Genomic DNA, 17,541 nt, shown 5'->3' on the forward strand with positions numbered 1-17,541 from the left:
GGCGCATCAGCCCCGCGTCAGTCCCGCGCGTCGCCCAGGGGGGCGTTGTAGTGGTTCACGCGCTCCTGGCCGGTCAGCCCGGCGATGGCGTCCATGATCCGGGCGGTGGCCTCGCGCCGCGGCGGCAGCGGATGGCGGCGTCCGAGGTGCTCGAAGCACAGGGGCTCGCCCACGGTGAGGGAGAAGTGGTGCGGGGTGATCCGGCTCGACCCCGGCGGCTGCAGGCGGTCGGTGCCCGCGAGGCCCACGGGCACCACGGGGACGCCGGTGGCCAGCGCGAGCCAGCCGACCCCGGTGCGTCCCTTGTAGAGCCGGCCGTCCCGGCTGCGGGTGCCCTCGGGATAGATGCCGACGCCGTGGCCCTGCTCCACGAGTTCCACCAGCTGGTCCAGGGCGGCCACCGAGGCCGCCTTCTCGTCCCGCTGGACGGGGATGGACCCGACCGACTCGAAGAACCCCTTCATGACCCGGCCCTTGAGCCCGGGCTGGGAGAAGTACTCGGCCTTGGCGAAGAAGTGCACCATCCGGGGCATCAGGGCCTGCAGGATGACCGAGTCCAGGAACGAGAGGTGGTTGCTGGCGACGATGAACCCGCCCGTGGCCGGGACGTGCTCCAGGCCGGTGACGGTGGGCCGGCAGGAGACCCTCACGGCGGTGCGGAATCCCCAGCGCACGGCCTCATTGGTCGCCATGTCCATCCTCTCCGACGCCGGGGGTGCCCCCGGTCCCTTCCGTCCCCCCGGCCGGGCAGACCGGATCCATCATAGTGCGCGCCGCGCACCGGCCAGCGCCCCGTCCGCACCGTCCGGGCGGCGCGGGCCGGCGGACGGGCCGGGCGCGGGCATGAGCCGGCGGCACAGCGCGGGCAGCGCGGCGGCGTCCGCGCACAGGGCGTCCGCCCCCGCGGCCGTCAGCTCGGCCCGGTCCCCGAACCCCCACAGCACGCCGATGCCCGGCAGGCCGTGGTGGGCGGCGCCGTCGAGGTCGAAGTGCCGGTCCCCCACCATCACCGCGCGCCGCGGCCGGTCCCCGGCCATCCCGACGGCGGCCAGCGCCTCGGCCATGGCGTGCACCTTGGTGCCCCCGGGCGGCACGGGCAGCGTCTCGTCGTCGCTGGACCCGCACACGGCCACGAAGTGCCCGGCGAGCCCCTGGACCTCGAGCAGCCGCCGCGCCGTGGCCGTGGGCTTGGAGGTGGCCACCACGAGGTCGTGGTCGCGGCCCAGGTCCTCCAGGGCCTCGCGGACACCGGGGTAGACGACGCTGGCCGCCATGCCGTGCTCCCGGTAGCGCGCACGGTAGTCGCGGACGAGCGCGGGCAGCAGCTGCTCGGTCACCCCCTCGAGGGAGCGCAGGCCCTCGCGCAGCGGCGGGCCGACGAGCCGGTCCAGGACCTCGGGGGGCGGCACGGGCAGCCCGTGGTCCCGGAGCGTGGCGGCGATCCCGCCCGTGATGGACCCGGCCGGGTCCACGAGCGTGCCGTCCAGGTCCAGGAGCACCGCCGGGCGGGCGGCGCTCACAGCACCTCGGCGAGGAAGCGCCCGGTGTGGCTCTCCGGGTGCGTCGCCAGCTGCTCGGGGGTCCCGGTCGCGACGACCGTCCCGCCGCCGGAGCCGCCCTCCGGCCCGAGGTCGATCACGTGGTCGGCGGACTTGATGACGTCGAGGTTGTGCTCGATCGTGATCACGGTGTTGCCCTTGTCCACGAGCGACTGCAGCACGCCGAGCAGCTTGCGGATGTCCTCGAAGTGCAGGCCCGTGGTGGGCTCGTCCAGCACGTAGATGGACCGGCCGTTCGAGCGCTTCTGCAGCTCCGCGGCCAGCTTGACGCGCTGCGCCTCGCCTCCGGAGAGGGTGGTCGCGGGCTGGCCGAGCTTCACGTAGCCCAGGCCCACGTCCACCATCGTGGTGAGGTAGCGGGAGATCTTGGTGTAGGCGGAGAAGAACTCCGCCGCCTCCTCGATCGGCATGTCCAGCACCTCGGCGATGTTCTTGCCCTTGTAGTGCACCTCGAGCGTCTCCCGGTTGTACCGGGCGCCGTGGCACACCTCGCAGGGCACGTAGACGTCCGGCAGGAAGTTCATCTCGATCTTCAGCGTGCCGTCCCCGGAGCAGGCCTCGCAGCGACCGCCCTTGATGTTGAAGGAGAACCGGCCCGGCTGGTAGCCGCGCACCTTCGCCTCCTGGGTGTCGGCGAACAGCTTGCGGATCGTGTCGAACACGCCCGTGTAGGTGGCGGGGTTCGAGCGCGGCGTCCGGCCGATCGGGCTCTGGTCCACGTGCACCACCTTGTCCAGGTGCTCGAGGCCGTCCACCCGCTTGTGCCGGCCCGGCACGTGCCGGGCGTTGTTGAGCTGGTTGGCCAGGACCTTGTAGAGGATCTCGTTGACGAGGGTCGACTTCCCCGAGCCGGACACCCCGGTGACGGCCGTCAGCACGCCGAGCGGGAAGTCCACGGTGACGTCCCGCAGGTTGTTCTCGCGCGCCCCGCGCAGGGTCAGCCTCCGCGCGGGGTCCACCGGGCGGCGCTCGGCCGGGACCGTGATCGCCCGGCGGCCGGCCAGGTAGTCGCCCGTGATGGAGCGCTCGTTGGCCTTGAGCTCCTCGAGGGAGCCGGAGTGCACCACCTCGCCGCCGTGCTCCCCGGCCCGCGGGCCGATGTCCACGATCCAGTCGGCCTCGGCGATGGTGTCCTCGTCGTGCTCCACCACGATCAGGGTGTTGCCCAGGTCCCGCAGCCGGTTGAGCGTCTCGATCAGCCGGCGGTTGTCCCGCTGGTGCAGGCCGATGGACGGCTCGTCCAGGACGTAGAGCACCCCGACGAGGCCCGAGCCGATCTGCGTGGCCAGGCGGATGCGCTGGGCCTCCCCGCCGGACAGCGTGCCGGCCGGGCGCTCGAGGTTGAGGTAGTCCAGGCCCACGTCCAGCATGAACCGGAGCCGGGCCAGGATCTCCTTGAGCACCTGGTCGGCGATCTGCCGGTCGCGCTCGGACAGCTCGAGGGACTCGAGGAAGGCGATGGCGTCCCGCATGGGCAGCGTGGAGGCCTCCGCGATGGACTTCCCGCCCACGAGCACGGACAGCGAGGTCGGGTTCAGCCGGGTGCCGTGGCACGCCGCGCACGGGATCTCGCGCATGTAGGACTCGTACCGGTCGCGGGCGTTGTCCGACTCCGTCTCGAGGTGCTTGCGCTGGATGTAGTCGATGACGCCCTCGAAGCCGGTGGTGTACCGCCGCTCGCGGCCGAACCGGTTGCGGTACTGGACCACCACCTTGAAGTCCTTGCCGTGCAGCACCGCCCGGCGCGCCGCGGCGGGCAGGTCCTTCCACGGCACGTCCATGGAGAACCCGGCCTCCTCGGCGAGCCCGGACAGCAGCCGCTGCCAGTACTCGGAGGTGGACTTGCCCAGGGACCACGGCGCGATCGCGCCCTCGGCGAGCGAGAGGTCCGGGTCCGGGACCACGAGGTCCTCGTCCACCTCCAGCCGGGTGCCGATGCCGGTGCACACCGAGCAGGCGCCGAAGGGGTTGTTGAAGGAGAACGAGCGCGGCTCGATCTCGTCGATCGAGAGCTCGTGGCCGTTGGGGCAGGACAGCTTCTCCGAGAAGGAGCGGTACTTCCGCCGCCCCTCGGCGTCCGCGGCGTCCCACTCCCCCGAGTTGGCCCTGTCCGGGTCCACGGCGGCGTCCACGTCCACGAAGTCCACGACCACCAGGCCGTCCGCGAGGGCCAGGGCGGTCTCGACCGAGTCCGTGAGGCGCTGCCGGATGCCCTCCTTCATGGCGAGCCGGTCCACCACCACGGCGATCGTGTGCTTGACCTGCTTCTTCAGCTTCGGCGGGTCCGAGAGCTGGATGAGCTCCCCGTCCACGATGGCCCGCGCGTAGCCCTGGGTGGCCAGCGCGGAGAACACGTCCACGAACTCGCCCTTGCGGCCGCGGGCCACGGGGGCGAGGACCTGGAACCGGGTCCGCTCCGGCAGCTCGGAGAGCTGGTCCACGATCTGCTGCGGGGACTGCCGCGAGGCGGGCTCGCCGCACTCCGGGCAGTGCGGCACCCCGATGCGCGCCCAGAGCAGGCGCATGTAGTCGTACACCTCGGTGATGGTGCCGACGGTGGAGCGGGGGTTGCGGTTGGTCGACTTCTGGTCGATCGACACGGCCGGGGACAGTCCCTCGATGAAGTCCACGGAGGGCTTGTCCACGCGCCCGAGGAACATGCGGGCGTAGGAGGACAGGGACTCGACGTAGCGGCGCTGGCCCTCGGCGAAGATCGTGTCGAACGCGAGGGAGGACTTCCCCGAGCCGGACAGTCCCGTGAAGACGACGAGCGCGTCGCGCGGGATGTCCAGGTCCACGTTCTTCAGGTTGTGCTCCCGCGCGCCCTTGACCACGATGCGGTCGGGGTCGTGCCGGTGGCCGTCGCCTCCCGGGCCGGCCGCCAGGCCCCGCGCGGTGGTCGGCGGGATGGTCTCGTCAGTGATCGTGGGGGGGTTCTCGGGCACGGATTCCACTGTATTCCAGTCGCGTCTCGAAGACATCTTCGAACCGAGGGGACCCCCGGGAATCCGGGCCCGGCTTCGCCGACGGCGTAGCCGGGCGTGCGAGGATCGGTCCGGACAGGAACGCGATCGGGGTCGGGGGAGACACATGGTGCCGGAACGGCGCGAGCTCACGGTGGACGGCGGGCGGATCAGCTACCTCGTGGCGGGGTCCGGGCCCGCCCTGCTGCTGCTGCACGCGGTCGGCGAGCACTCGGGCAGCTGGCGGGGCGTCATCCCGGCGCTCGCCGAGCGGCACACGGTGTACGCGCCGGACCTGCCCGGGTTCGGGGCCAGCGCCCCGGACGCGGTGGGGCCGCCCGGACCGGCGCGGTTCGCGGACGTGATGGCCTCCTTCCTCGGGGCCGTGGCCGGGCCTGCCGCCGGACCGGCCGGCGTGGCCGGCAACTCCCTGGGCGGCAGCGTCGCCCTCGAGCTGGCCCTGCGCCACCCGCACCTCGTCCGGCGGCTCGTGCTGGAGGACTCGGCGGGACTCGGATGGTCCGTCCATCCCGCGCTGCGCGCCCTCGCCCTGCCCGGCCACGGCGAGCTCGCGGTGGGCGTCGGCCGGACCGTCCCCGGCGCCGTGCGGCGCGCGTGGCTGCGCGTCCCGCTCCTGTTCGCCCGCCCGTGGCTGGCCCCGCCGCGCTGGGTGTCCGAGCAGGTCCGCCTGGGGACCCTGCCCCACCACCTGGCCACGTCGGTGGCCGCGCTGCGCGAGCAGGTCGGTCCCCTCGGCCAGCGGCACGTGCTGCTCGACGCGCTGCCGGGGATCCGGGTGCCGGCCCTCGTGCTGTGGGGCGCCCAGGACATGGTGCTCCCCCTCGCCCACGGCCGGGCGGCTGCGGAGGCGCTGCCCCACGGCCGGCTCGTGGTCGTCCCCCGGTGCGGGCACGTGCCCCACCTGGAACGGCCGGACCGCTTCCTCGCGGAGGTCGTCGCCTTCGCCGCCGACTGATCCCGGCCGCGCGCCCCGCCGCCCTGCCGTGTCTCCTACCGCTCCGGGAAGAGCGCCTCGAGCTGCCGGACCGCCTCGCGCCGGCCGAAGCCCAGGGACCGGGCCGCCTCGGCGTACTCCGCGGCCGCGGCCGCGAGCCCGGCCTCGGCGTCGTCGCCGCCCCGGGCCACCACGGTGCCCAGGCGCGGGCGCGCCGTGACGACGCCGGCCTGCTCGAGCTCCTTGTAGGCGCGGGCCACCGTGTTGGCGGCGACGCCGAGGGACGCGGCGAGCCCGCGCACCGTGGGCAGCCGCGTGCCCACCGGCAGCCGGCCGCGGAGGACCAGGTCCAGCAACCCCGTGCGGACCTGCTCGTAGGGCGGGACGGTCGAGGAGGTGCGGATCGCCAGGGCCTCCACGAGCCACGCGGGGACCGAGGCCCCGTCCTTCTCCGCCGCCACCGCGACCACCGCCCCTCATCGTCCGCACGAGCCTCGCCGATCGGACCCCAGCGTAGCGAACGCGCAGGCCGGCCGGGTCCCGCCGGGTCCCACCTTGCCGTGGGAGCGGTCCTGCTCCCTAGACTGTGCCCCATGCCTTCTTCCACCTCACCGATCCGGCTGCTGCACGACCTGCCCCGGGTGACGGTCCGCCAACGCTCGGTCTCCGAGATGGCGAACAACGTCTACGTCCTGACGTCGAAGACCTCCGGGACCCAGGTGCTGATCGACGCGGCGGACGACGTGGACGCGGTCCGCGAGCTGCTGGAGTCGGCGCGGGCGGACACCCCGTGCGAGCTGCGGCTCGCGGTCATCATCACCACGCACCAGCACTGGGACCACGTCCGGGCGCTCGCCGGCGTGGTGGAGGCCACCGGCGTGCCCACCGCGGCGGGCACCGAGGACGCCGCGGCCATCGAGGCCGGGACGGGCGTGGCGGCCAAGGTCCTGCTCAACCACGGGGACACGGCGACCTTCGACGGGATCTCCCTGGCCGTCGTCGGGCTCCGGGGCCACACCCCGGGCTCGGTGGCGCTCGTCTACGAGCCCGAGGACGGCCCGCCGCTGTGCTTCAGCGGCGACTCCCTGTTCCCGGGCGGCGTGGGCAACACCCAGCAGGACCCCGCACGGTTCGACTCGCTGTTCACGGACGTGGTGGAGCGGCTCTTCGACCGGTACCCGGACGACATGATCGTCCACCCCGGCCACGGGGACTCCACGACCCTCGGCGCCGAGCGCCCGCACCTGGCCGAGTGGCGCGAGCGCGGCTGGTGACCCGCCGCCCCCGGTCCGGGGCCCCGGCTCAGATGCTGGGCGCCAGGTCGTTCTTCACGCCGACGACGAAGATGCGGCGGAACGGGTAGTCGGTCAGCCGCACCCCGTCCGGGGTGACGTAGGTGGGGTAGGACGCGCGCATGATGCGCTTGTACTCCTGGACGTAGCGCTCCAGCAGGTTCGTGCCGTCGCGGCGGTCGGCCTCCTCGAGCCGCTGCAGCGAGGGGCGCAGGGCCGCCCCGCGCACCCAGTCGTAGACGGGGTCCTCGCCCGTGAGCGGCTGGGAGTAGGTGGTCTCCCAGACGTCGGCCTCGAAGCCGGCCGCGATGAGGGTCTCCAGGTACTCCTGGGGGGTGTAGACCGACTCCCGCTCCATGACCCCCTCGAGCACCGCCGCGTACTCCGGCCGGCGGGACAGCTCGGCCATCGTGGCGTGGGAGGGCGCCTCGAAGTTGCCGGGCACCTGGACCGCGAACCAGGCCCCGGGCCGCAGCCCGTCCAGCCAGCCGGCCACGAGCCGGCGGTGGTCCGGGATCCACTGCAGCATCGCGTTGGACACCACCACGTCCACCTCGGGGCCGGGCGCCCAGCGCTGGGCGTCGACCTGCTCGAAGTGCAGGTTCTCCGGCGCCCCGGGGGCGCTCGCGCGCTCCCGGGCGGAGGCGACCATGTCCGCGGAGGAGTCCAGGCCCGTCACGCGGGCCCCGGGCCACCGCTCGGCGAGGGTGGCGGTCATGTTCCCGGGGCCGCAGCCGAGGTCCACGACGACCTTCGGGTCGGTGGCGCGGACCCGGCCCACCAGGTCCCGGAAGGGACGGGCCCGGCGGTCGGCGAAGACGCTGTACTGCTCGGGATCCCACGTGAAGTCGCGCATGGCACCACGCTAGCGCGCGCGGCGCGGGCGCGGACCGGCCGGCGGACACCGGAGGACACACGCCGTGCGCCCGCCGACCCGCGCGGCCACTAGGCTGGACGGGATGCAGCTCACCGACCTGATCCCCGCCCCGGACGCGCCCCGGCCGTCCCCCGACGCCGTCTACGAGGCCTTCCTGGACTGGGCCGGATCGCGGGGCATCTCGCTCTACCCCGCCCAGGACGAGGCGGTCATGGCACTGGTCCAGGGCCACAACGTCGTCCTGGCCACCCCCACCGGCTCCGGGAAGTCGCTCGTGGCGGTCGCGGCGCACCTGCACGCCCTGGCCACCGGTCAGCGCACCTACTACACCGCCCCCATCAAGGCCCTCGTCTCGGAGAAGTTCTTCGCGCTCGTGGACCTGTTCGGCGCGGAGAACGTCGGCATGGTCACCGGCGACTCCTCCGTCAACGGGGACGCGCCCATCATCTGCTGCACGGCCGAGATCCTGGCCAACCTGGCCCTGCGGGAGGGCTCCGGGCTGGACGTCGGCCCCGTCGTCATGGACGAGTTCCACTTCTACGCCGACCCGCAGCGCGGCTGGGCGTGGCAGGTCCCCCTGCTCGAGCTGCCCCAGGCGCAGTTCCTGCTGATGAGCGCCACCCTGGGGGACACGAGCCGCTTCGAGGAGGACCTCACCGAGCGGACGGGGCGGACCACCACCACGGTGGCGCACGCCGAGCGTCCCATCCCGCTGGCCTACGAGTGGTCCGAGGACCCCGTGCAGGACAAGGTCGCCGAGCTCGTGGAGACCCGCCAGTCCCCCGTGTACATCGTCCACTTCTCCCAGCTCGACGCGGTGGAGCGGGCCCAGTCGCTGTCCTCGGTGTCCGTGGCCAGCCGCGAGGAGAAGGACGCGATCGCCGAGCGGATCGCCGGGTTCTCCTTCTCGGCCGGCTTCGGCCGCACCCTCAACCGCCTCGTGCGCGCCGGCATCGGCGTGCACCACGCCGGCATGCTGCCGAAGTACCGCCGGCTCGTGGAGCGCCTCGCCCAGGAGGGCCTGCTGAAGGTCATCTGCGGCACGGACACGCTCGGCGTGGGGATCAACGTGCCGATCCGCACCGTGCTCATCACGGCGCTGAGCAAGTTCGACGGCGAACGCACCCGCATCCTCAACGCCCGCGAGTTCCACCAGATCGCCGGGCGGGCCGGGCGGGCCGGCTACGACACCTCCGGGCTCGTGGTGGTCCAGGCCCCCGAGCACGTGATCGAGAACGCCAAGGCGCAGGCCAAGGCCGCGGCCAGGTTCGCCGGGGTCAAGGACGAGGCCGAGCGGGCCAAGCGGATGAAGCAGTCCACGAGGTCCTCGCCGAGGAAGACCCCGCCGAAGGGCTTCGTGTCCTGGGGCCGGGCCACCTTCGAGCGGCTCGTGGCCGCCGAGCCGGAGGCCATGTCCAGCCACCTGCGGATCAGCCACTCCATGCTGCTGAACATCCTCGACCGGCCGGGCGACCCCGTCATCGCCGTGCGCCGGATGATCCGCACCAGCCACGAGACGCCGGCGCGCCAGGCCGCCCTGATGCGCCGGGCGCTGGGGATCTTCCGCGAGCTGCTGGCCACCGGCGTGGTGGAGAGGCTGGAGGAGCCGGACGCCGAGGGCCGCACGGTGGACCTCACGGTGGACCTGCAGCCGAACTTCGCCCTCAACCAGCCGCTGTCCCCCTTCGCGCTGGCCGCCTTCGAGCTGCTGGACCCGGCCGACCCGGGCTACGCCCTGGACATGGTCTCGATCGTGGAGGCCACCCTCGAGCCACCCCGGCAGGTGCTCTCGGCGCAGGCGAAGAAGGCCCGGGGCGAGGCGGTCGCCGCCATGAAGGCCGAGGGCATGGACTACACCGACCGGATGAACGCCCTCGACGAGGTGACGTACCCCCAGCCGCTCGCCGAGCTGCTGGAGCAGCAGTTCGAGACCTACCGCGCCTCCGCCCCGTGGCTGCACGACTTCGAGTTGACCCCGAAGTCCGTGGTGCGGGACATGTACGAGCGCGCCATGGGCTTCACGGACTACGTGAACTTCTACGGGCTGTCCCGCTCCGAGGGCGTGTTGCTGCGCTACCTCACGGACGCCGTCAAGGCCCTGCGCCAGACGATCCCGCAGGACGCCCGGGACGAGGAGCTCGACGTGCTGCTGGCGTGGCTCGAGGAGATCGTGAAGCAGACCGACTCCTCGCTCATCGAGGAGTGGGAGGACCTGCTGGCCGGGGACGTCGAGGAGCTGCGGCGGGACCACGAGCAGCTGGCCCCGCCCGAGCCGCCGCGGTTGACGGCCAACCGCCCCGTGTTCACGGTCATGGTCCGCAACGCCATGTTCCGGCGCGTCCGGCTGTTCGGCGACGAGCAGGACCGCGCGCTCGGCGAGCTCGGGGCCGCGGCCGGGGACGGGTTCACCGCGGACGACTGGGCGGACGCCCTGGACGGCTACTTCGGGGAGTACGAGGACATCGACGACGGCGCCGCCGCCCGCGGCCCCCAGTACTTCCGGGTGGACACGGGCCCGCGGCCCGGGCCCGACGGCGGCGCCCCGGCCGGGGTGTCCGGCTCCCGGTGGTGGACGGTCCGCCAGGTCCTGGTGGACCCCGAGCAGAACCTGGACTGGGGCATCAACGCGCTCGTGGACCTCGACGCCTCGGACGAGGCCGGACACCCGGTGATCCGGGTGGTGTCCGTGGGAGCGCCCGAGCCGGGCTGGGGCGTGTGAGGCGCGAGGACGCGGAGACGGACGTGGACGAGAGGACGAGACCATGAGCAGCACCGGGACCACCGAGGGAACCGTGAGCACTGAGGGAACCGTGAGCACTGAGGGCACCGGCACCACCGGCGTCACCCGCGCCGCGCGCCCCGGGGACGTGCCGGACATCCTCCGGCTCATCCGGGACCTCGCCGCCTACGAGCGCGAGCCGGACGCGGTGCGCAACACCGAGGAGGGGCTGCACCGCCACCTGTTCGCGGAGCACCCCGCCGTGTACTGCCACGTCGTGGAGGACGACCCGGACGGCGCCGGACCGCGCGTGGTCGGCCTGGCCCTGTGGTTCCTGAACTACTCCACGTGGGAGGGCACCCACGGCATCTGGCTCGAGGACCTCTACGTGGACCCGGCGTGCCGGGGCCGCGGGCACGGCCGGCGGCTGCTGCTGCACCTGGCGGGGCTGTGCGCCGAGCGCGGCTACGCCCGGCTGGAGTGGACCGTGCTGGACTGGAACGAGCCCTCCATCGGCTTCTACCGCTCCCTCGGCGCCGTCCCGATGGACGAGTGGACCACCTACCGGCTCTCCGGCGGCGCCCTGGACGCCGCGGCCTCCGCGGCCGCACCCGGACAGCGCGGGTGAGCGCCGGCGTCGCGGGCGATCCCCGCCGGTTCGCCCCCCCGGCGCCCGCCGCGCACCGGCCCGGGACCGAGGCCACGCTGCTGGACGGCACGCTCATCGCCGACCACTGGTTCGGGGTGCCGCTGGACCACGCCGACCCCGCCGGCCGGCGGATCACGGTGTTCGCCCGGGAGTACGTGGCGGCCGCCCACCGGGAGCACCGCCACGACCTGCCGTGGCTGCTGTTCCTGCAGGGCGGCCCGGGCGGGAAGGGACTGCGGCAGTCGCGCCTGTCCGGGTGGATGAAGGAGGCGGCCAAGGACTTCCGCATCCTCATGCTGGACCAGCGCGGCACCGGGCTGTCCACCCCGGCCACGCGGCACTCGATCCCCACGGAGGGCGACGCGCGGGACCAGGCCGAGTACCTCGTGCACCTGCGCGCCCCGTCCATCGTCCAGGACGCCGAGATGATCCGCCGGGCCCTCGGCTCGGGGCCGTGGACCGTGTTCGGCCAGAGCTTCGGCGGGTTCTGCGTCCTGTCCTACCTGTCCTGGCACCCCGCGGGCGTGGCCCGCGCCCTCGTCACCGGCGGGCTGGCCCCGCTCGAGGGACACGCGGAGGACGTGTACCGGGCCACCTACGAGCGGATGCGCCACCGCAACGAGGAGTTCCTCGCGCGCTTCCCCGAGGACCGCGAGGGCCTGGCCCGCGTGTACGCCCTGGCCCGCAGCGGGGACGCGCGGCTGCCGGACGGTTCCCCGCTCACCCCGGGGCGGGTGCAGGCGCTGGGCATGTACCTGGGCGGCAACACCCGGATGGACCAGCTGCACTACCTGCTGCAGGAGGCGTTCGAGGGACCGGACCGGCTCTCCGACGCGTTCCTGCACGGGGTGTACCAGCAGGTATCGCGCGCCGCGAACCCCCTCTACCTCGTCCTGCACGAGTCGATCTACGCCCAGCCCGCGGAGCTGGGCGCCGTGCGCTCGGACACCGGCGGGACGGACACGGGCTGGGCCGCCCAGCGCGTGCTGGCGGACTCGCCGGGGCTGGCCGGCTTCGACCCCGAGCGCAGCACCGCCCCCCTGCTCACCGGCGAGATGGTGTTCGACTGGTACCCCCGGCTGGACCCCGCGCTGCGCCCGCTGGCCGGAGTGACGGAGGAGCTGGCCCGGCGCACCGCGTGGGGCCCGCTCTACGACCCCGCGGTGCTCGCGGCGAACACGGTGCCGGTCGCCGCGGCCGTGTACGCGCACGACGTGTACGTGGACCGCGACCTGTCCCTGCGCACCGCGGCCGGCGTGCGGGGCCTGGCGGTGTGGGAGACCGACGCCTTCCACCACGACGGGATCGGCGACGACGGCCCCGGCATCCTGCGCCGGCTGCTGTCCCTCACCGCCTGAGTCACCGCCCGGGCCGTCGACCGCGCCGGCGCCTCAGCGCAGCAGCCAGTCGTTGGGGCTGAACAGCTCGAAGTGCACCTCCACGGGGAACAGCGTGGTCTTGTGCGCCTCCAGCTGGTCCCGGACGTCCTGCAGGAACGCGTTGCCGCCGCACAGGTACCACTGGGCACCCACGGGCAGCGTGCCGGCCCCGGCCAGGGCCCCGAGGTCCAGGCGCTCGCCCCGGTCGCGGAAGGCCGTGACGAGCGGGGCGTGCAGCCGCGAGGTGACCTCCTCGGCCAGGTCCCGGAAGGCGTAGTCGTCCTCGGAGGCGTCGGCGTGCAGCACGGTGATCGGGTGCTCCGGCCGCGACCCGGCACCCTGCTCGGTGTCCAGGCGCCGGATGAGCGCCATGAGCATGCCGGCCATCGGGGTCGAGCCGATCCCCTGGCTGACCGTGACGATCGGCGAGGTGAACTGGTGCAGCACGAGGTGGCCGGCGGGCAGGGTCGCGTCGATCGTGTCCCCCTCGCGCACGTGGTCCTGCAGGTGGGAGCTGACCTCGCCGTCGCGCTGGACGGCCACGGAGAATCCCGCCTCGTCCCACTCCACGAGGGAGTACTGCCGCAACTGGCGCGCCCCGTCCGGCAGGCGCACGCCCAGGGAGGTGTACTGCCCCGGCCGGGTGGCGGCGAAGCCCTCCGCGGCGAAGGAGTACCGCATGACGGAGCCGGTCAGCCGGCGCCGCTCCGTCAGCCGCGCCGGGACGAAGACGTCCCCGGCGTCCACCCCGGCGGAGTCGTAGAGGCCCTGCTCGAAGCCGGTGAGCACGTCCGCCATGATCCAGTAGACCCGGTCCCAGGCCTCGGCGACCGGGGGCGTCACGGCCTCGCCGAGGACCTCGGCGATGGCGTGGAAGAGGTTGTCGTGCACCACCTGGTACTGGTCGCGGGTGATGCCCAGGGAGACGTGCTTGTGCCCGATGCGGGTCAGCAGGTCCACGGGGCTCGGCGCGGACTCGTCCACGAGCATGGCCGCGAACGTGGCCACCGAGGCCGCCAGGGCCTTCTGCTGCTCGCCGCTGCGCTGGTTGCCCCGGTTGAAGGTGTCCGCCAGCAACTCCGGGTGCCGGGAGAACATGGTCCGGTAGAACAGCTGGGCGATCTCGGTGATGTGCGCGCCCACGGCCGGGAGGGTGGCGCGGATGGTCTCCGCGTGCTCGGCGCTCAGGGCGTGGCGGTCCGCCTGGGGTGCGGTGTCGGTGTACATGGGCACACTCTAGGTCGGGGGCCCCGGGGGGCTGTCCAGACCTCGGCGACGCCGGCCCGCCCCCTCCCCGCGCTCCCCGCGGCCCCGGACGCGGCACGGCCCGCCCCGGCGGGTGCCGGGACGGGCCGTGGGGGCGGGCCCGGTGGCCGGGCCGGGCGGGCTCAGACGGTCGGGCCCTGGTTCTCCACGATGGTGTTGGAGATGGTCGGGACCTCGCGGCCCTCCGCCAGGGCCGTGGACACCCGGGTCTCGTGCGCCGTGCGGAGGATCTGCGAGTAGCTGTCCTTGTGCTCGATCAGCTCGTCCCGGTACCGCGCGGGCACCGCCTCGGCGGCGTGGGTCCACTTGTCCATGAGCTCCTCGGCGCGGCGGCGCTCCTCCTCGGAGGCGGTCTCGTCCAGCCGCGTGTAGCGGTAGGCGTACTTCTCCGCGTTCTGCAGGGCGACCAGCGCCCGGCCCTTGGGGCTGGCGAGGGAGACCACCACGGTCACGATGAGCACGCCGACGATCACGAGCAGCGAGGTGGAGGTCTCGATCTCGACGACCGCGACGTTCTCGCCGCCGTTGATGAACGGCAGGTTGTTCTCGTGCAGGGCGTGCAGGATCAGCTTCACGCCGATGAAGCCGAGGATCGCGGCGAGGCCGTAGGACAGGTACACGAGGCGGTCCAGCAGCCCGTCGATGAGGAAGAACAGCTGGCGCAGGCCCATGAGCGAGAACGCCGTGGCCGTGAACACGATGTACGGGTCCTGGGTCAGGCCGTAGATGGCGGGGATGGAGTCGAAGGCGAACAGCACGTCCGTCAGGCCGATGGCGACCATGACGAGCAGCATGGGCGTCATGAGGCGCTTGCCGTTCTCGAACGTGAACAGCCGGTCGCCGTCGTAGTTCTCCGAGGCCGGCAGCACGCGCTTGGCCAGGCGGACCATGAAGTTGTCCGCCTCGTCCTTGTCCTCCTCGTCCCCCGTGAGCTCGCCCTTGAGCTGGCCGCCCGCGATGAGCAGCAGCGCCAGGCCGAAGAGGTAGAACACGTCCGACCAGGCCGAGATGAGGGCCGCGCCGAGGAGGATGAACACGGTGCGCGAGATGAGCGCGAAGGTGATGCCGAACAGCAGGACCTTCTGCTGGTACTCGCGCGGCACCTTGAACGAGGCCATGATGACCAGGAAGACGAAGAGGTTGTCGACGCTGAGCGCCTTCTCCGTGATGTAGCCCGCGTAGTACTCGACCGCGTGCTGCGTGTCCCCGAACGCGAAGAACACCAGGCCGAACACGAGCGCGATGCCGATGTAGATGGCCGACCAGACGGCCGCCTCGCGGATCGTGGGGGTGTGTGCCTTGCGCACGTGGAAGATGTAGTCGAACAGCAGCAGGGCGATGATCACGGCGATCGTGATCGTCCAGGTCAGCGCATTGATCTCCATGCGGTCCCTTTCCGTCGTCGGTCCGGTGCCCACGAACCGGACCGCTCCGGGACGGAGGGTCGGCGAGGGGACACCCTGTCAGGTGTGTGCCGCAAGTCTCTCCGCCCCCGCCTCCCCGGCCGGCTCGCGCCGGCGGTGGAGGTGGTGGGCCGCTGCGTCCGGCTGGCGAGTCCAGCGTGCTGACGTCCGCAGTGTTCGGGATACTCCCCTACGCCGGGGACCAGTGTACCGTGCCGGCCCGCGCGGCCGCGCGGGCCGGCGGATCAGGCGTGCCCCGCCCGCTGCATCTGGCGCAGTTCCTTCTTCAGTTCCGAGACCTCGTCGCGGATCCGCGCGGCGAGCTCGAACTGCAGGTCCACGGCGGCCTGGTGCATCTGCGCGCTCATCTGGTCGATGAGGTCCGCCAGGTCCTTGGCCGGCAGCTTGGCGAAGTCCGGGGCGCCGCCGTCGTGCGCCACCAGGTCCTCGTCCCCCCCGGCCACCGCGTGCGCGGCCGCGGCGCGCTGCTCGTCGGTGATGGTCGCGGTGTACCCGCGCTTGCCCTTGCCGTAGCCGAAGCCGGCCTTGATCCCGCCCATGCCGGCCAGGAAGTCTGCCGAGTCGGCGTCCTCGCGGGCCAGCTGGTCGGTGATGTCCGCGATCCGCTTGCGCAGCGGCGTGGGGTCGATCCCGTGCTCGCGGTTGTACGCCTGCTGGACCTCGCGGCGGCGGTTGGTCTCGTCGATCGCGTACCGCATGGAGTCGGTGATCCGGTCCGCGTACATGTGCACCTGGCCGGAGACGTTGCGGGCGGCACGGCCGATCGTCTGGATCAGCGAGGTGGACGAGCGCAGGAAGCCCTCCTTGTCCGCGTCCAGGATGGACACGAGGGACACCTCGGGCAGGTCGAGCCCCTCGCGCAGCAGGTTGATGCCCACGAGCACGTCGAAGGTGCCCTTGCGCAGTTCGCGCAGCAGCTCCACGCGGCGCAGGGTGTCCACGTCCGAGTGCAGGTACTCCACCTTGACCCCGTGCTCGAGCAGGTACTCGGTGAGGTCCTCGGCCATGCGCTTGGTCAGGGTGGTCACCAGCACGCGCTCGTCGCGCTCGGTGCGCACCCGGATCTCCTCGAGCAGGTCGTCGATCTGCCCCTTGGTCGGCTTGACCACGAGCTCGGGGTCCACGAGCCCCGTGGGGCGGATGATCTGCTCCACCACGCCGTCGGCCTGGGCCAGCTCGTACTTGCCGGGGGTCGCGGAGAGGTAGACGGTCTGGCCGATCCGCTCGAGGAACTCGTCCCACTTCAGCGGCCGGTTGTCCATGGCCGAGGGCAGCCGGAAGCCGTGCTCCACGAGGGTGCGCTTCCGGGACATGTCCCCCTCGTACATGGCGCCGATCTGCGGGATCGTCACGTGGGACTCGTCCACCACGAGCAGGAAGTCGTCCGGGAAGTAGTCCAGCAGGCAGTGCGGGGCGGAGCCGGCGGGCCGGCCGTCGATGTGCCGGGAGTAGTTCTCGATGCCGTTGCAGTAGCCCATCTGCTGCATCATCTCGAGGTCGTAGGTGGTGCGCATCCGCAGCCGCTGCGCCTCGAGCAGCTTGCCCTGGGCCTCGAACTCCTGGAGCCGCTCGCGCAGCTCGTCCTCGATCGAGGTGACCGCCTGGTGCATCCGCTCGTCGCCGGCCACGTAGTGCGAGGCCGGGAAGATGTACATCTCCTCCTCCTCGCGGATGACGTGGCCCGTGAGCGGGTGCAGGGTCTGGATGGACTCCACCTCGTCGCCGAAGAACTCGATGCGGATCGCCAGCTCCTCGTACATCGGGATGATCTCCACGGTGTCCCCGCGCACCCGGAAGGTGCCGCGGTGGAAGTCCTGGTCGTTGCGCACGTACTGCATCCCCACGAACCGGCGCAGCAGCTGGTCCCGGTCCATCTCCTGGCCGCGGCGCAGGGTGACCATCTGCCGGATGTACTCCTCCGGGGTGCCGAGGCCGTAGATGCAGGACACCGTGGCCACCACCACCACGTCCCGCCGCGTCAGCAGGGCGTTCGTGGCGGAGTGGCGCAGCCGCTCGACCTCCTCGTTGATCGAGGAGTCCTTCTCGATGAAGGTGTCCGACTGCGGGACGTAGGCCTCGGGCTGGTAGTAGTCGTAGTAGGAGACGAAGTACTCGACCGCGTTGTGGGGCAGCAGCTCGCGGAACTCGTTCGCCAACTGCGCGGCCAGGGTCTTGTTCTGCACCATGACCAGGGTGGGGCGCTGGACCTTCTCGATCAGCCACGCGGTCGTCGCGGACTTGCCGGTGCCGGTGGCGCCGAGCAGCACGACGTCCTTCTCCCCCGCCTGGACGCGCTCGGCGAGCTCGGCGATCGCCTTGGGCTGGTCACCCGAGGGCCGGTACTCCGAGATCACCTCGAAGGGGGCCACCTGCCGGTTGATCTTCTGCGCGAGGCTCATGGTCCCACCGTACAACTGTTCGAGCCGGCAGGGGACGGCGGTTCACCACCGGCGGAGCG

General features: G+C 72.6%; 13 protein-coding genes. 5 read left to right on the forward strand and 8 right to left on the reverse strand.

The window, feature by feature from the left end:
• Window positions 1–17 precede the first annotated feature (17 nt).
• From E7744_RS07990 to uvrA, 3 genes are all read right to left on the reverse strand, one after another.
• Complete coding sequence (locus tag E7744_RS07990) at window positions 18–692, reverse strand: 1-acyl-sn-glycerol-3-phosphate acyltransferase (protein WP_137773662.1); 675 nt, start codon at window positions 690–692, stop codon at window positions 18–20.
• A gap of 69 nt (window positions 693–761) precedes the next feature.
• Window positions 762–1,520 carry an HAD hydrolase-like protein gene (locus E7744_RS07995; protein WP_137773663.1) on the reverse strand — a complete coding sequence of 253 codons (759 nt, stop codon included), beginning with the start codon at window positions 1,518–1,520 and terminating at the stop codon, window positions 762–764.
• Entirely contained in the window at window positions 1,517–4,504 is a 2,988-nt protein-coding gene (gene uvrA / locus E7744_RS08000) for an excinuclease ABC subunit UvrA (protein WP_371415329.1), read from the reverse strand. Before uvrA ends, E7744_RS07995 begins: the two co-directional genes overlap by 4 nt.
• 145 nt (window positions 4,505–4,649) lie before the next feature.
• Between uvrA and E7744_RS08005 the strand changes: the two genes are divergently transcribed.
• Entirely contained in the window at window positions 4,650–5,498 is an 849-nt protein-coding gene (locus tag E7744_RS08005) for an alpha/beta fold hydrolase (protein WP_137773664.1), read from the forward strand.
• Window positions 5,499–5,533: 35 nt separating this feature from the next.
• Here E7744_RS08005 and E7744_RS08010 read toward each other — a convergent pair whose 3' ends face one another.
• The gene (locus tag E7744_RS08010; protein WP_371415330.1) at window positions 5,534–5,947 is read right to left on the reverse strand and encodes a GntR family transcriptional regulator; all 414 of its coding nucleotides are present in this window, start codon (window positions 5,945–5,947) and stop codon (window positions 5,534–5,536) included.
• A gap of 123 nt (window positions 5,948–6,070) precedes the next feature.
• Between E7744_RS08010 and E7744_RS08015 the strand changes: the two genes are divergently transcribed.
• Window positions 6,071–6,751 carry an MBL fold metallo-hydrolase gene (locus tag E7744_RS08015; RefSeq protein WP_137773665.1) on the forward strand — a complete coding sequence of 227 codons (681 nt, stop codon included), beginning with the start codon at window positions 6,071–6,073 and terminating at the stop codon, window positions 6,749–6,751.
• Between the two features lie 28 nt (window positions 6,752–6,779).
• Here the strand turns inward: E7744_RS08015 and E7744_RS08020 are convergent, their stop codons facing one another.
• Entirely contained in the window at window positions 6,780–7,625 is an 846-nt protein-coding gene (locus E7744_RS08020) for a methyltransferase domain-containing protein (protein WP_137773666.1), read from the reverse strand.
• A gap of 103 nt (window positions 7,626–7,728) precedes the next feature.
• Between E7744_RS08020 and E7744_RS08025 the strand changes: the two genes are divergently transcribed.
• From E7744_RS08025 to E7744_RS08035, 3 genes are read left to right on the forward strand one after another with little or no spacing between them, the layout of a single operon-like run.
• Window positions 7,729–10,365: an RNA helicase gene (locus E7744_RS08025; RefSeq protein WP_137774937.1), complete on the forward strand. Its 2,637-nt coding sequence runs from the start codon at window positions 7,729–7,731 to the stop codon at window positions 10,363–10,365.
• A 43-nt stretch (window positions 10,366–10,408) separates the two neighbouring features.
• Window positions 10,409–10,993 (forward strand): GNAT family N-acetyltransferase, encoded by a 585-nt coding sequence (locus E7744_RS08030; RefSeq protein ID WP_137773667.1) that lies wholly within the window; start codon window positions 10,409–10,411, stop codon window positions 10,991–10,993.
• Window positions 10,990–12,372: an alpha/beta fold hydrolase gene (locus tag E7744_RS08035; protein ID WP_137773668.1), complete on the forward strand. Its 1,383-nt coding sequence runs from the start codon at window positions 10,990–10,992 to the stop codon at window positions 12,370–12,372. Before E7744_RS08030 ends, E7744_RS08035 begins: the two co-directional genes overlap by 4 nt.
• A 33-nt stretch (window positions 12,373–12,405) precedes the next feature.
• Here E7744_RS08035 and E7744_RS08040 read toward each other — a convergent pair whose 3' ends face one another.
• From E7744_RS08040 to uvrB, 3 genes are all read right to left on the reverse strand, one after another.
• A complete protein-coding gene (locus tag E7744_RS08040) occupies window positions 12,406–13,620 on the reverse strand; it encodes a globin domain-containing protein (protein WP_137773669.1) in 1,215 nt (404 codons plus the stop codon).
• A gap of 161 nt (window positions 13,621–13,781) precedes the next feature.
• Window positions 13,782–15,044: a TerC family protein gene (locus E7744_RS08045; protein WP_137773670.1), complete on the reverse strand. Its 1,263-nt coding sequence runs from the start codon at window positions 15,042–15,044 to the stop codon at window positions 13,782–13,784.
• 263 nt (window positions 15,045–15,307) lie between these two features.
• The gene (uvrB, locus tag E7744_RS08050; RefSeq protein WP_137773671.1) at window positions 15,308–17,482 is read right to left on the reverse strand and encodes an excinuclease ABC subunit UvrB; all 2,175 of its coding nucleotides are present in this window, start codon (window positions 17,480–17,482) and stop codon (window positions 15,308–15,310) included.
• Between the last annotated feature and the right edge of the window lie 59 nt (window positions 17,483–17,541).

It is taken from the genome of Citricoccus sp. SGAir0253 (assembly GCF_005877055.1).
Taxonomy (GTDB): domain Bacteria; phylum Actinomycetota; class Actinomycetes; order Actinomycetales; family Micrococcaceae; genus Citricoccus.

Coding starts and splice junctions, on each gene's coding strand:
- E7744_RS07990 (WP_137773662.1), bottom strand. CDS start 692: ATGGCGACCAATGAGGCCGTGCGCTGGGGATTCCGCACCGCCGTGAGG.
- E7744_RS08040 (WP_137773669.1), bottom strand. CDS start 13,620: ATGTACACCGACACCGCACCCCAGGCGGACCGCCACGCCCTGAGCGCC.
- E7744_RS08025 (WP_137774937.1), top strand. CDS start 7,729: ATGCAGCTCACCGACCTGATCCCCGCCCCGGACGCGCCCCGGCCGTCC.
- E7744_RS08015 (WP_137773665.1), top strand. CDS start 6,071: ATGCCTTCTTCCACCTCACCGATCCGGCTGCTGCACGACCTGCCCCGG.
- E7744_RS08045 (WP_137773670.1), bottom strand. CDS start 15,044: ATGGAGATCAATGCGCTGACCTGGACGATCACGATCGCCGTGATCATC.
- E7744_RS08030 (WP_137773667.1), top strand. CDS start 10,409: ATGAGCAGCACCGGGACCACCGAGGGAACCGTGAGCACTGAGGGAACC.
- E7744_RS08005 (WP_137773664.1), top strand. CDS start 4,650: ATGGTGCCGGAACGGCGCGAGCTCACGGTGGACGGCGGGCGGATCAGC.
- uvrB (WP_137773671.1), bottom strand. CDS start 17,482: ATGAGCCTCGCGCAGAAGATCAACCGGCAGGTGGCCCCCTTCGAGGTG.
- E7744_RS08020 (WP_137773666.1), bottom strand. CDS start 7,625: ATGCGCGACTTCACGTGGGATCCCGAGCAGTACAGCGTCTTCGCCGAC.